General features: G+C 70.5%; 9 protein-coding genes and 1 riboswitch. Of the genes, 8 read left to right on the forward strand and 1 reads right to left on the reverse strand.

Annotation, left to right across the window (positions count from 1 at the left end):
• The first annotated feature begins 706 nt into the window (after positions 1-706).
• From OG741_RS35990 to OG741_RS36025, 8 genes are all read left to right on the forward strand, one after another.
• A complete protein-coding gene (locus OG741_RS35990; protein WP_405604756.1) occupies positions 707-1,906 on the forward strand; it encodes an isochorismate synthase in 1,200 nt (399 codons plus the stop codon).
• Positions 1,903-3,531 carry a (2,3-dihydroxybenzoyl)adenylate synthase gene (locus OG741_RS35995; protein ID WP_405604758.1) on the forward strand — a complete coding sequence of 543 codons (1,629 nt, stop codon included), beginning with the start codon at positions 1,903-1,905 and terminating at the stop codon, positions 3,529-3,531. The genes OG741_RS35990 and OG741_RS35995 overlap by 4 nt, the downstream gene beginning before the upstream one ends.
• 15 nt (positions 3,532-3,546) lie before the next feature.
• Entirely contained in the window at positions 3,547-4,179 is a 633-nt protein-coding gene (locus OG741_RS36000) for an isochorismatase family protein (protein ID WP_405604760.1), read from the forward strand.
• 3 nt (positions 4,180-4,182) lie between these two features.
• Positions 4,183-4,413, forward strand: a complete 231-nt coding sequence (locus OG741_RS36005; protein ID WP_405604762.1) for a phosphopantetheine-binding protein — start codon at positions 4,183-4,185, stop codon at positions 4,411-4,413.
• A complete protein-coding gene (locus tag OG741_RS36010; protein ID WP_405604764.1) occupies positions 4,410-8,363 on the forward strand; it encodes an amino acid adenylation domain-containing protein in 3,954 nt (1,317 codons plus the stop codon). Before OG741_RS36005 ends, OG741_RS36010 begins: the two co-directional genes overlap by 4 nt.
• On the forward strand, positions 8,360-8,551 hold the full coding sequence (locus OG741_RS36015) for an MbtH family NRPS accessory protein (protein WP_405604766.1): 192 nt from the start codon (positions 8,360-8,362) through the stop codon (positions 8,549-8,551). The genes OG741_RS36010 and OG741_RS36015 overlap by 4 nt, the downstream gene beginning before the upstream one ends.
• A 245-nt stretch (positions 8,552-8,796) precedes the next feature.
• Positions 8,797-9,867, forward strand: coding sequence for a YncE family protein (locus OG741_RS36020; protein WP_405604768.1), 1,071 nt, complete (start codon positions 8,797-8,799; stop codon positions 9,865-9,867).
• Between the two features lie 454 nt (positions 9,868-10,321).
• Positions 10,322-10,484: riboswitch (cyclic di-AMP (ydaO/yuaA leader) on the forward strand.
• Positions 10,485-10,488: 4 nt separating this feature from the next.
• Positions 10,489-11,286 (forward strand): transglycosylase SLT domain-containing protein, encoded by a 798-nt coding sequence (locus OG741_RS36025; RefSeq protein ID WP_405604770.1) that lies wholly within the window; start codon positions 10,489-10,491, stop codon positions 11,284-11,286.
• Between the two features lie 80 nt (positions 11,287-11,366).
• Here the strand turns inward: OG741_RS36025 and OG741_RS36030 are convergent, their stop codons facing one another.
• A complete protein-coding gene (locus tag OG741_RS36030; RefSeq protein WP_405604772.1) occupies positions 11,367-13,256 on the reverse strand; it encodes an ATP-binding cassette domain-containing protein in 1,890 nt (629 codons plus the stop codon).
• Between the last annotated feature and the right edge of the window lie 41 nt (positions 13,257-13,297).

Below are 13,297 nucleotides of genomic sequence, written 5' to 3' on the forward strand. Positions count from 1 at the left end.
CCCGGCAACGCGCTCGGGCCCGCTGGCGCCGGTCCTGCCGTGGCCGACGAGGTGGCCGGGCCTCCGGCCCGGCCCGCGCAGCCCACGGACACGACGCCCGTGCCCTCGGCCGGGCAACAGCTCGGGCCGCCGGTTCGCCCACCCGCCGACGGGCCTTCGGCCCGTACGTGCCGATGCCGTCGTACGGATCGACACCGTACGGACCGACGACGCCCGTGGACCAGGTCTACGGGCTTGCCCGTGTGCCGGACCGTCGCGCGCGCAGGAGGGTCCCCGCCGTCCTCGCGATCGCCGCGGCCCTGGTGCCGGCGCGGGTCACCACTGGGCCCGGTGACAACTGCCGTCCCTCTCCAAGTACTTGACGATTCGTCACCGTCCCCGCAGGTTGAGCGCTTTGCGATCTCTTTGCCAACAGTGCAGGGGGGATCTCTTCGCATGTCAGGGGCTGTCAGGCGACGAGCCTGAAGAGGCATCTCAAAGTTACTGTCGGGCAGTCGGGTCAGTCGCGCCCGTGGGGGACCTGGGCGCGCAGGCGCCAAGTCGCAGTAGTGCGGCGATGGTTGTGAACCGCTCGGCCCGCCGCCGCTCATGGTAGGTGAGCCTTGCCTCACTTTCAAGGGGTGATCCTCGGCGCCTGGCTCTTCGCACATTCCCGACACCGTCGACCCCTGTACCGGGGTATGCAGAGAAACTGGGAGATCCCAAGGTGACCACGGTCCATGACACGCTCACCACGGAGGAGTCCGGAGCCGGAGTCGTCGGCACGGCGACGGCGCTCCTCGATGCCTATCGCCCCGCAACGGACCGCTTCTTCGCCTCACCGACGAGAACGCTCCTCGCCCGCGGTGTGCGTGCCTCCGTGGCGCACGACGCGCGACCGCTGACCGAGCGCGTCGAGGACGCCCTGACAGCGGCCCGGGCCTCGGGACAGCCCGACCCGGTGGTCATCGGAGCGATCCCCTTCGACCCGTCCGCACCGGCAGCGCTCGCCGTCCCCGAGACAATGCACCGGGCACCGGCCCTGTGCAAGGACCCGCTGATCGCACTGCCCGCGCCCCAACCGGCCGCCACCGCCTGGAAGATGCGCCCGGTGCCCCTGCCCGAGCAGTACGCGGCCGCTGTCGCCACGGCCGTCGGCCGGATGAAAGCGGGCGAGTTCCGCAAGGTCGTCCTCGCCCGCGCACTCGACCTGACCGGCGACCGGGAACCCGATGTGCCGGGAATGCTCCAGCGCCTCGCTCGCCGTGACACCCGCGGCTACACCTTCGCGATGCCCACGGGCACGGACCGCACCCTGCTCGGCGCCAGCCCCGAACTGCTCGTCTCCCGACGCGGCAGCAGCCTGCTGGCCAATCCGCTCGCCGGTTCCACACCCCGCAGTGGCGACCTGGCCGAGGACGTGCGGCGCGCCGCCGCGCTGCTCGAATCGCCCAAGGACCTGCACGAGCACGCCGTCGTCGTGACCGCCATACGCGAGGCGCTGGCCCCGTACTGCACCGGTCTCGTCGTGCCCGAGCGGCCCACCCTCGTGAAGACCGCCGCCATGTGGCACCTGTCGACGACCATCACCGGATCCCTCGCCGGTCAGCCGGTCTCCGCACTGGAACTCGCCTGCGCCCTGCACCCCACACCGGCCGTCTGCGGGGAGCCGACCGCGCTGGCCCGCAAGGTCATCGGCGAACTCGAGCCGTTCGACCGCGGGCTGTATTCCGGCGTCGTGGGCTGGGGCGACGCGCAGGGGGACGGCGAGTGGGTGGTGACCATCCGCTGCGCCGAGGCGGCCAGGGGCGGTCTGCGGCTGTTCGCCGGGGCGGGTGTGGTGGCCTCGTCCGACCCGGCGGCCGAGACCGCCGAGACGAGCGCCAAGTTCCGTACGTTCCTCGACGCCGTGGGGGCAGAACTGTGAGCGCCTACGCGCCCACCTGGCCCGCCGACTTCGCCGCGCGCTACCGCGCGGCCGGGTACTGGCAGGGGGAGACGTTCGGACAGATGCTGCGGGCCCGTGCCGTGCAGTACCCGGACCGGGTCGCTGTCGTGGACCCGGCCGGGGCCGGGCGGCGCTGGACCTACGCCGAGCTCGACCGCCGCGCCGACCGGCTCGCCGCCGGTTTACGCGACTCCGGCATCGGCAGGGGCGACCGGGTCGTGGTGCAGCTGCCGAACGTCGCGGAGTTCTTCGAGGTGGTCTTCGCGCTGTTCCGCATCGGCGCGCTGCCGGTGTTCGCCCTGCCGGCCCACCGGGAGGTGGAGATCGGGTACTTCTGCTCGTTCTCCGAGGCGGTCGCCTATGTCATCGCCGACCATCACGAGGGCTTCGACTACCGCGGCCTCGCCGCCAAGGTCAAGGAGCAGGCGCCCACGCTCCGCCATGTGTTCGTCGTGGGGGAGCCGGGCGAGCACACCGCGCTGAGCGCCGTGCCGCGCGAACCGGCCGGGCCCCTGAACCTTGACGGGCCGGAGGCGTCGGACCTTGCCTTCCTCCAGCTGTCCGGCGGCAGTACGGGAGTGCCGAAGCTGATTCCCCGTACGCACGACGACTACCTGTACTCGCTGCGCGGATCGAACGAGATCTGCGCGGTGGACGAGGACAGCGTGTATCTCGTCGTCCTGCCCGCCGCGCACAACTTCCCGCTCAGCTCGCCGGGTTCGCTGGGCACCCTGTGCGCGGGCGGACGGGTGGTGCTGTGCCCCGGCCCGGCCCCCGAGACCGCCTTCCCGCTCATCGAACGCGAGGGCGTGACGATCACCGGCCTCGTGCCCCCGCTCGCCCTGGTGTGGACCGAGGCCGCCCGCAGCACGCCGCACGACCTGTCCAGCCTGGACGTCCTGCTGGTGGGCGGTGCCAAGCTCAGTGAGGCGGCGGCCCGGCGCGTACGTCCCGCGCTCGACTGCACGCTCCAGCAGGTCTTCGGCATGGCCGAAGGCCTCGTCAACTACACCCGGCTGGACGACGACGAGGAGACCATCCTCACCACCCAGGGCCGTCCCATCTCGCCCGACGACGAGATCCGCATCGTCGACGACGAGGACCAGGACGTCGCACCGGGGGAGCCGGGCCATCTGCTCACCCGCGGCCCCTACACCATCCGGGGCTACTGGCGTGCTCCCGAGCACAACGAACGCTCGTTCACGCGGGACGGCTTCTACCGCACCGGCGACATAGCCCGGGCCACCACGAGCGGCCACCTCGTGGTCGAGGGGCGCGCCAAGGACCAGATCAACCGCGGCGGCGAGAAGATCGCGGCCGAGGAGGTCGAGAACGTCATCCTCGGCCACCCGGCCGTGCACGACGTGTCCGTCGTCTCCGTACCCGACGACTACCTCGGCGAGCGCACCTGCGCCTACGTCATCCTCCGCGAGGAGGCCGAGCTGCGCCCCGCCGCCCTGCGACGGTTCGTGCGCGAACGCGGTCTGGCCGCCTACAAGGTGCCCGACCGTGTCGAGTTCGTCGAGGTCTTCCCGCACACGGGTGTCGGCAAGGTCAGCAAGAAGGACCTGCGCACGACGGCCACCCAGCCCGCCCATCCCTGAAAGGCACTACCTTCCATGGCGCTGCCCGCCATCGCCCCCTACGCCATGCCCGGCGTCGCCGGCCTGCCCGAGAACCGGGTCGACTGGACCCTCGATCCGGCGCGGGCCGTTCTGCTCGTCCACGACCTGCAGAACCACTTCCTCTCCGCCTTCGAGGCGGATGCCTCACCCGTGACCGAACTCCTCGCCAACACCGCCAGGCTGACCAAGCAGGCCCGCAGCCGCGGCATCCCCGTCATCTACTCCGCACAGCCCGGCGGACAGAGCCCCGAACAGCGCGGTCTCCAGCAGGACTTCTGGGGGCCTGGGCTGCCCGCCGACCCGCACGCGGAAGCCATCGCCGCGGCCGTGGCTCCCGAGGACGGCGACACCGTCCTCACCAAGTGGAAGTACAGCGCCTTCGTACGGTCCGACCTCGCCGCGCTGATGGAGCTCCAGGGCCGCGACCAGCTCGTCATCACCGGTGTCTACGCACACATCGGCGTGATCACGACCGCCTGCGACGCGTGGATGCGCGACATCCAGGCCTTCGTCGTCGCCGACGCCGTCGCCGACTTCGGCGAGGACGAACACCGATCGGCGCTGCGCTGGGCCGCCGGCCGCTGCGCCGTCGTCACCACCACCGACGCGCTCTTCAAGGGGGACTGACTCGTGGCGCTGACCATGCAGCAGATACGTGAGGACGTCGCCGATGTGCTGGGGGAGGACCCGGCGGACATCCCCGACGACGAGAACCTCGCCGACTACGGGCTCGATTCGGTCCGGCTGATGAGCCTGGTCGAACGGTGGCGGCGTGAGCACGGCGCCGACATCACCTTCGTCGTCCTCGCCGAACGCCCCGTCATCGAGGCGTGGTCGCTCGTGCTGGGGGCCGAGGCATGACGGCCCCGCCGACAGCCGAACCCGCCGCGGAGAGGGAAGCGGCGCACGGAGGAGGTCTTCCGCTGACCGCCGCCCAGTCGGGCATGTGGTACGTGCAGGCACTGGACCCTGAGAGCCCCGCGCTCAACACGGCCGAATACCTCGAGATCGAGGGGCCCTTGCGGCCGGAGCTGCTGGCCCGGGCGCTGCACCGTACCGCTCTCGACGCGGACGCGCTGTGCGTACGGATCGCGGAAACCCCGGACGGACCACGGCAGTTCGCCCTCGATCCGGGCGCGCCCGGCCACGGCTTTCCGCTGCACACGGCCGATCTGCGCTCGGAGCCGGATCCGCAGGCGGCTGCCCGCGCCTGGATGGACGACGACCTGAAGCGGCCGTTCGACCTCGCGGCCGCGCCGCCGTTCCGGCACGCGCTGTTCCGGGTCGGCGACGAGCGCTGGCTGTGGTACCAGTGCGTGCACCACATCGTCATGGACGGCTTCGGCTACTCACTGCTTGCCCGCCGCACCGCGGAGGTCTACACGGCCCTCGCCGCGGGGGAAGAGCCGGACGCGGACCCCTTCGGCCGCCTGGCCCAACTGATCGCCGACGACGCCGCCTACCGCGGCGGCGACCAGTTCGACAAGGACCGGACTCACTGGGCGGAAGCGCTCGCCGACCGTCCTCAGGCGCCCGCGCTCGCCGGACGTACCGTGCTGCCCTCCCGTACCTTCCTGCGGCGCAGCGCCCACGTCCCTCCCGGAACCACGGCCCGGCTGCGGACGCTCGCCGACGAACTGCGCGCCACCTGGCCGGAGTTGCTGGTCGCGGCCCAGGCGCTCTATGTCTCGCGGGCCACCGGCAGTCCTGACGTGGTGCTGGGGATGCCGATGATGGGCCGTATGGGCTCGGTCGCCCTGCGGATTCCCGGCATGGTGATGAACGTGCTGCCGCTGCGGCCGACCGTCGCACCGGACACCACGCTGGCCGGACTGACGCGGCAGGTCGTCCTCGCCGTACGCGCAGCGCGCCGCCACCAGCGCTACCGGATCGAGGACATCAGGCGTGACCTCGGTCTGCTCGGCGAGGGCCGGGCGCTGGTCGGTCCGCTGGTCAACATCATGCCGTTCGACTACGCACTCACCTTCGGCGGCGGCAGCGCCGTGCCGCACAATCTCTCCGCGGGCCCGGTCGACGATCTCACCGTCAATGTCTACGACCGGACCGACGGCCGTGGCCTGCACATCGACCACGACGCCAACCCCGGCGCGTACACCGACGACGAACTCCTCGCCCACCAGAGGCGGTTCCTGCACCTGCTCGACCGGATCGCCGGCTGTGATCCTGCGGCACCGCTCGCACAGCTCGGCATCGCGACCGAGGAGGAACAGCAGCGCGTTCTGGTCGAGTTCAACGACACCGCCCGGCAGCTGCCCGCGACCACCCTGATCGGCCCCGTCGAGGCCCAGGCACGCCGCACACCCGACGCCCCGGCCCTCGTCTTCGGGGACAGGACGCTGACGTACGCCGAACTGAACGCCGAGGCCAGCCGACTCGCCCGCCATCTGACCGGACACGGCGTACGGCCCGGCTCGCTGGTGGCGATCGCCCTGCCGCGCTCGGTGGAACTGATCGTCGCCCTGCTGGGGGTACTCAAGGCGGGCGGCGCGTATCTGCCGCTCGATCCGGGCTATCCGGCAGGCCGCCTCGCCGACATGCTGGAGGACGCCGCGCCGGTCTGCGTGGTCACCGACTCGGCCACCCGCACCCAACTGCCCGACACGGAGCTGCCGTACGTCCTGCTCGACCGGACGGATCTCTCGGCCCTGTCCCCGCTCGACCCACCGCGTGCGCTCACGCCGCAGCATCCGGCGTATGTCATCTATACGTCGGGGTCCACGGGCAGGCCGAAGGGCGTCGTGGTGCCGCACGCGGCCATCGACAACCGGCTGCGCTGGATGCAGCACACCTACCCCCTTGGCCCCGGCGACCGGGTGCTGCAGAAGACACCCTCCGGCTTCGACGTGTCCGTGTGGGAGTTCTTCTGGGCCCTGCGCGAGGGCGCCACCCTTGTCGTCGCCGCACCCGACGGGCACAAGGACCCCGTCTATCTGGCCCGGACCATCCAGGAGCGGGCGATCACCGTCTGCCACTTCGTGCCGTCCATGCTCCAGGTGTTCCTCGCGGAGCCGGAGGCGGCCGGATGTTCCTCGCTGCGGGACGTCTTCTGCAGCGGCGAGGCCCTGCCCCGGGACACCGTGCAGGACTTCCACCAGACCCTGCCCACAGCGCGGTTGCACAACCTGTACGGCCCCACGGAAGCAGCCGTCGATGTCACCCACCACACCTGCGCGCCCGGGCAGAGCGGGCCCGTGCCCATCGGCCGTCCCGTGTGGAACACCCGGCTGTACGTCCTGGACGCGGCCCTCAAACCCTGTCCGCCAGGCGTCACGGGCGAGCTCTACCTCGCCGGAGTCCAGCTCGCCGACGGCTATCTGCGCCGCCCCGGCCTGACCGCGACCCGCTTCGTCGCCGACCCCTACGGCGAGGGCGGCGCCCGTATGTACCGCACGGGCGACCTCGCCCGGTGGACCGCCGACGGCGAGGTCACCTACCTGGGGCGCACCGACCAGCAGGTCAAACTCCGCGGCCAGCGCCTCGAACCCGGCGAGATCGAGGCCCATCTGGCGGCGCTGGACGCGGTGACCGGCGCCTGTGTGACGGTGCGCGAGGACCGGCCCGGTGACCAGCGGCTCGTCGCCTACATCACGGGCAGCGACGCCGTACCCGACCAGGAGACCCTGCGCGCACGCCTTGGCACACTGCTGCCCGAGTACATGGTGCCATCGGCGATCGTCCGCCTCGACGACTTCCCCCTCAGCCCCAACGGAAAGCTCGACCGCAGGGCCCTGCCCGCGCCCGCCACCGACGCGCACACCGGCGGGCGCGCGCCCCGCAACCCCACCGAGGAGACTCTGACCCGCCTCTTCGCCGAAGTCCTCGGCCTCGAACGGGTCGGCACGGACGCCGCGTTCTTCGACCTCGGCGGCACATCCCTGCTGGCCGCCCGCCTGATGTCCCGTATCCGCGAAACGCTCGGCATCAGTGCCCCGATCGGGACCCTGTTCCGCGCGCCGACCCCGGCCGCGCTCGCCGAGCGCCTCACCGACGACAACGGCCCCGACACCGCGCTGGAGGTGCTGCTGCCGCTGCGTGCGAGCGGCGAGCGCATCCCGCTGTTCGTGTTCCACCCGGCCGGCGGCATCAGCTGGTGCTACTCGGGGCTCCTCTCCGGTCTCGGCAGCGGACAGCCCGTCCACGGACTCCAGGCCCGTGGACTGATGCACGACGACGAAACCCTGCCCGCCACGATGGACGAGATGGCCGCCGACTACGTGGCGCAGATCCGCACCGTCCAGCCGCACGGCCCCTACCGGCTCCTCGGCTGGTCCGTCGGAGGCGTCATCGCCCATACCGTCGCGGTCCATCTCCAGCAGGGAGGCGAACAGGTCGACCTGCTGGCCCTCATGGACGCCTACCCCTCGGACCAGTGGCGCGACCTCGCCGGACCCACCGAGGCCGACGCGCTCAACGCCCTTCTGCGCATGGCCGGTTTCGAGGGCGGTGACGGACTCACCCGGGACGGCGTCCTCGCCACCCTGCGCCATGAGGGCAGTGCGCTCGCGGCTCTTCCCGAGCGGGTACTGACCGCCGTCCTCGGCATCGTCACCAACAACGCCCGCCTCATGCGTACCCACCGCCACCAGACCTTCGAGGGGGACCTGCTGTTCTTCACGGCAGCCGCACCCCGCGCCGAGGACTGGCTCACCCCGCACGCCTGGCGGCCGTACATGAGCGGCAGGCTCGACGAGCACAGGCTGGACTGCCTGCATCCCGAGATGACACAGCCCCGGCAGCTCGACGAGATCGCCACCGTCCTCATGGCCCGGCTGAAGGAACTCGACACATGACCCAGCCCTTCGACCCCACGGGCACGCCCGAGCCCACCCATCTCGTCCTCGTCAACGCGGCGGGGGCACGGTCCCTGTGGCCGGTATACCTGCCCGTGCCGGCCGGTTGGGCCACGGAACACGGCCCCGCCTCACACGAGGACTGTCTGCGGGCCGTGACGCCCGCGCAGTCCGCGCCGCCCGGCTGACCCGGCTGAGCGGAAAGCCGGGATACGAATTCCGGCGACCTTGCGGCGCCCCTGCCCCCTGCGGACGAATTCGGCGACCGCATTCCCGATTCCCGGCCGGAACATGTCAGCGATATGTCAGACGAGGGGGAACGACCGACAACTGACAAGCCCTGCCTTCATAGTGAGGAAGGGGCCCAGCAGGGGCGCATATTCCACGGTGCCACAAACCGGCATCCACTTCTCATTGTTCTGGAGGAACAAGCATGTCCCGCACCCGAAGCACCATTCGCCGCCGGGTCCTACTCGCCGCCGCCATAACCGCCACCTGCGCGCTCGGCCCGGCCGGCATTGCCATGGCTGCCGCCCCGGCGCAGGTGCACACGCTCCAGGCGTCCTACACGGTCGACTCCGCCCAACTGGGCCAGGGGCTCTACCAGTCCGCCTACTCCGCGCGGAACAACGTCCTGTGGGTCACCAGCTCGGTCGGATACCCCCCGGTCACCAAGACCCAGCTGCTCAAGGTGGACCCGGCGACCCTGAAGGTGAAGGCCGCCTACACGCCGCCCCTCAAGGACGAGGCCACCGGTGCGCGGGAGGCCGTCTACGGGGTGGCCGTCGACGACGTCCACAACACCGTGTGGACCACCAACACGCTCGACAACTCCCTTGCCGTCTACAGCCAGCGGACCGGCGAGCACCTGGCCTCGCTGCCCGGTGTGAAGCACGCCCGTGACGTCGTCGTCGACCAGAAGCGCAACCTGGCCTGGACCGCCGGGCTCGAGGACGGCAGCATCGTCGCCTTCGACACCCGTACATACCAGGAGAAGAAGCGCGTCACGGTCACGGGCGCGACACCCGCGGGCGTGGCCGTCGACGAGCGCACCGGCACGGTCTACGCGGCCGATCTGACCAACGGTCAGCTCATCGAGGTCTCCCCGGCATCCGACAAGCCCCGGCTGATCCCCGCCGGTAAGGGCACGATCGACGTCGCGCTGTCCGCCGACGGCCGGACCGCCTACGCCGCCAATCAGGCCAGCGGTTCCCTCGCCGTCATCGATCTGCGGGCGGGAGTGGTGCAGAAGGAGATCGCGACGGGAGCGGGCGCCCTCGCGGTCGCGACCGACGCGTGCACGGGCAACGTCTTCGTTGCGAACAGGGAATCCGGTACGACCTCGGTGGTCGACCCCCGCAAGGGACTCGTTCTCGCGAACCTCGCGACCGGTGCGAACACGGACCATGTCGTCATCACGCGCGGCACGGCCTATGTCGTCGACAAGGCGGCGGTCGGGGCCGAGGCGATGGACTCCATCCACCGCATCCGCGCGACCGGCTGACCGGCCGCAGCACCTGAGCGCTCCGGACGGCGGGCTCCGCCGGCCGGAGCGCTCTGCTCTGTCCCGGCCCGGTCCCGCGTGCGCGCCCCGAAAAGCTCCTTGATGTCCGAAAAAGCCCGCATAGGCGGTTCATCTTTATTGTTATTCGATGCCCGCATAAGAGGAACCCGGGCGAATTCCATTTATCCGGCGCGCACCGCCGCAAACCGGACTCGGTTGCCTTCCCCCTCAGTGAAATGGGTCACGTCAGGCAGCGCCCGCGCATGGCGGCGTGGCGCCCAGTCCCGTTCTGCAGAAAGAAAGTTGAGATTCTCGATCTTGCCGACCGGCGGAAATTTCTCGCGAATAATCCGCCTCGCGAATTGAAATGTGAATTCGGGACTTGTTTCGCCCGGTCTGACTCGCTTACGGTCACGACAACCCGGATGGACCGCCGAATCCTGCCGCCGTCCGGAAACCGCACCCACCCACTCACGTACGTACGGCAGGAGCGGGGGACCCAGGTAAGCCGCCGATCCGGAATACGGAACGGCTTGGGGTTAAGCCGCCGTCACAATGCGGCCGGGCATCTCCAGCCCGAACCCGACAGCTCACCTCGCAGGCGACGGAGAGGAATTCGTCATGCCCGCAAAGGGTAAGCACCGCCGTCCCAAGTCCCGTGCACTCAGCCGCGGTCTCGTCGTCGCGGGCACGGGCAGCGCCGCACTCGTCCTGCCGGTGATCGCCACGACCGCCGCCTCCGCGCAGACGGCACCGCAGTCCACTCCCGCCGCCAAGGCCTCGGCCGCTGCTCCCGCCCTCGCGAAGAAGGCCGGCGCCACGACCTACTCCGTCGTCGCGGGGGACTCCCTTTCCAAGATCGCGGACCAGCTCAACGTCAGCGGCGGCTGGAAGAAGCTCTACAAGGACAACCGCAAGGTCGTCGGTGACGACCCGCGGCTGATTCACCCGGGCCTCAAGCTGACGATCGGCAAGAAGGCCAAGGCGGCCCCCGCCGCCGACCGGGCAGACCGGGCCGAGCGGGCAGACCGCTCCAAGCGGACGACCAAGCTGACCCCGGCGAAGAGTGCCCCCGCCGCGAAGCCGAAGAAGACGTACTCCAACGACCTCGACGGCTGGATCAAGGAGTCGCTGGACGTCATGGCCAAGCACGGCATCCCCGGCAGCTACGACGGCATCCACCGCAACATCATGCGCGAGTCCTCGGGCAACCCGCTGGCCATCAACAACTGGGACTCCAACGCCGCGGCCGGAACGCCGTCCAAGGGCCTCCTTCAGGTCATCGACCCCACGTTCTTCGCCTACCACGTGCCCGGAACGTCGATGGACAGCTACGACCCGGTCGCCAACATCACCGCCGCGTGCAACTACGCCGCCGACAAGTACGGCTCGATCGACAACGTGAACGGCGCCTACTGAGCCTCACAGGTCGCGGCGGTTCACGACCACCAGGCCGAGAACCGCCGCCACGAGCGGCCGGGCCGTGCGGGCCCTTTACCTCACCGGTCCTTCGAGAGCGCGAGCAGCTCGGCGAAGAGACCCCCGGCGTGGACCAGGTCCTCGTACCGGCCCTGCTCGGTGATCCGGCCCTCCTCCATGACGATGATGCGGTCCGCCAGCCGGGTGTTCTCCAGCTGATGTGTCACCACGACCGTGATGCGGTCGGCGGAGATCGCCTTGATCGCCTCGAGGATGCCATGTTCACCGCGCGCGTCCATCTGCGACGTCGGCTCGTCCAGGATCAGTAGGGAAGGCCGCCGGTACAGAGCGCGTGAGCAGACCAGACGCTGCCACTGTCCGCCCGACAGCTCGGATCCGCCGTACAGTTCGCGCGCCAGCAGCGTGTCGAGTCCCTTGGGCAGGTCGTCGATCGCCGCGCGCATCCCCACGGCGTCGACGGCGTCCCACACCGGCCCGTCGTCGAAGGTCCGGGGCTGCCCCAGCGTGACGTTCTCCCTTGCGCGCAGGGGCCATTGGGCGAAGATCTGCGGGACCAGCCCGGTCCCCGCCCACACGGAGTCGGGGTCGGCGTCGGCGAGATCGACGTCACCCCAGGTCACCCGGCCCTTGTCGGCCAGGAAGATACCGGTGATCAGCCGCGTCAGGGTCGACTTGCCCGAGCCGTTCTCCCCGACGATCGCGACGATCTCGCCACGGCGGAGCGTGAGGGAGACATGGTCGACGGCCGGCGCCTCCTTGCCGGGGTACTGGTAGACCACCTCATCGAGCCGGATCTCCTCCACGCTCCCCGGGGCGGTCAACGCACCACGTGTGGGGGCGAGTTGCTCGGCCAGGTCGAGGAAAGACCGCATGTCGGCCAGGTACAGGCTGGTATGGAACATCGCAGCGCCGTTGATGACGAGCTGCGAGAGAGCGGCCAGCGTCGTCTGAACGGCGACAACCGCGGTCGCGGCGATGGCGATGCCGACTCGGCCGGTCATCGCGAGCCAGGCCAGTGTGGCCCAGGTGCAGAGGAGGAACAGCCCGCCGAGAGCGGAGGTGGCCAGGACGATGCGCAGCATCCGGGGCGCGATCGTGAGGGTGCGCCGGTCGATACGGTCCGACAGCGTGCGGTACCAGAACAGCAGGTAGTCGGTCATGCCGTTCGCACGGACCTCGTCGCCGTACTTGGACATTGTCGCCCACCAGCGCATCATTCCGCGGACGTTGCGGTCGGCCACATTGGCGTAGTGGGTCTCGTAGTCCACCTTGGCCGAGAGTACGGCGCCGATACCGGCCGGGAGCACGGCGAGCAACAGCAGCGGCAGCATCAGCGGGTGCATCAGCGTCAGGACACCACCGGCGGCGACCATGCGCACCAGCGCGGCCGTGAACCGCTGCGCGTCCTTCACCATCATCGTCGTGCGGACCACGCCCATCTCCGCGGCTTCCTGCCGGTCGGCGAACCCGTCCTTGCTGTAGGCGGACGCCTCGACCCGGCAGACCGCCTCGACGAGCGCGGTGTCGGCCGCCGTGGTCAGCGTGGGCGTGATCCGGGCGTCCGCATACGAGGCGAAGGCACCGGCGATCCGTCCCGCGGCGGCCGCGATTCCGACGACCAGCAGCGCGGGGAACGCCGCGTGGAGGCGGGCGGAGACTTCGCCGCCGCCGAGGAGGGGATGCATCGCGCGGGCGGTGAATGCCAGCAGTACGGCAGCCGCGACACCTGTGAGGACCTGGCAGGCCAGCAGAAGAATCACAGCCGCGCGGTCGATACGCCAGGCCATCCGGGAGGTCTGCCCCAGCACCGAGGGAAGGCGGGAGCACAGGGCGGTGAACGAGACCTCGCCGAGGGGGTTCTTGCCGAAGTGGCCCTCGAAGGTGATCTCCGCGGGCGGGGGAGGCGGCGGCGTTGCCGCATTGGCCGCGGCGGAGTCGGAGCCGGTCACCTGCCGACCTCCACACATGTGGACGTGGACGCGCGCGGGCC

Source organism: Streptomyces sp. NBC_01410 (genome assembly GCF_045040195.1).
In the GTDB taxonomy this organism is placed as follows: Bacteria; Actinomycetota; Actinomycetes; order Streptomycetales; family Streptomycetaceae; genus Streptomyces.

What these genes read in the sequence shown, in the direction of transcription:
- OG741_RS36000 (WP_405604760.1), top strand. Translation starts at nt 3,547, where the DNA reads ATGGCGCTGCCCGCCATCGCCCCCTACGCCATGCCCGGCGTCGCCGGC.
- OG741_RS36020 (WP_405604768.1), top strand. Translation starts at nt 8,797, where the DNA reads ATGTCCCGCACCCGAAGCACCATTCGCCGCCGGGTCCTACTCGCCGCC.
- OG741_RS36015 (WP_405604766.1), top strand. Translation starts at nt 8,360, where the DNA reads ATGACCCAGCCCTTCGACCCCACGGGCACGCCCGAGCCCACCCATCTC.
- OG741_RS36010 (WP_405604764.1), top strand. Translation starts at nt 4,410, where the DNA reads ATGACGGCCCCGCCGACAGCCGAACCCGCCGCGGAGAGGGAAGCGGCG.
- OG741_RS36025 (WP_405604770.1), top strand. Translation starts at nt 10,489, where the DNA reads ATGCCCGCAAAGGGTAAGCACCGCCGTCCCAAGTCCCGTGCACTCAGC.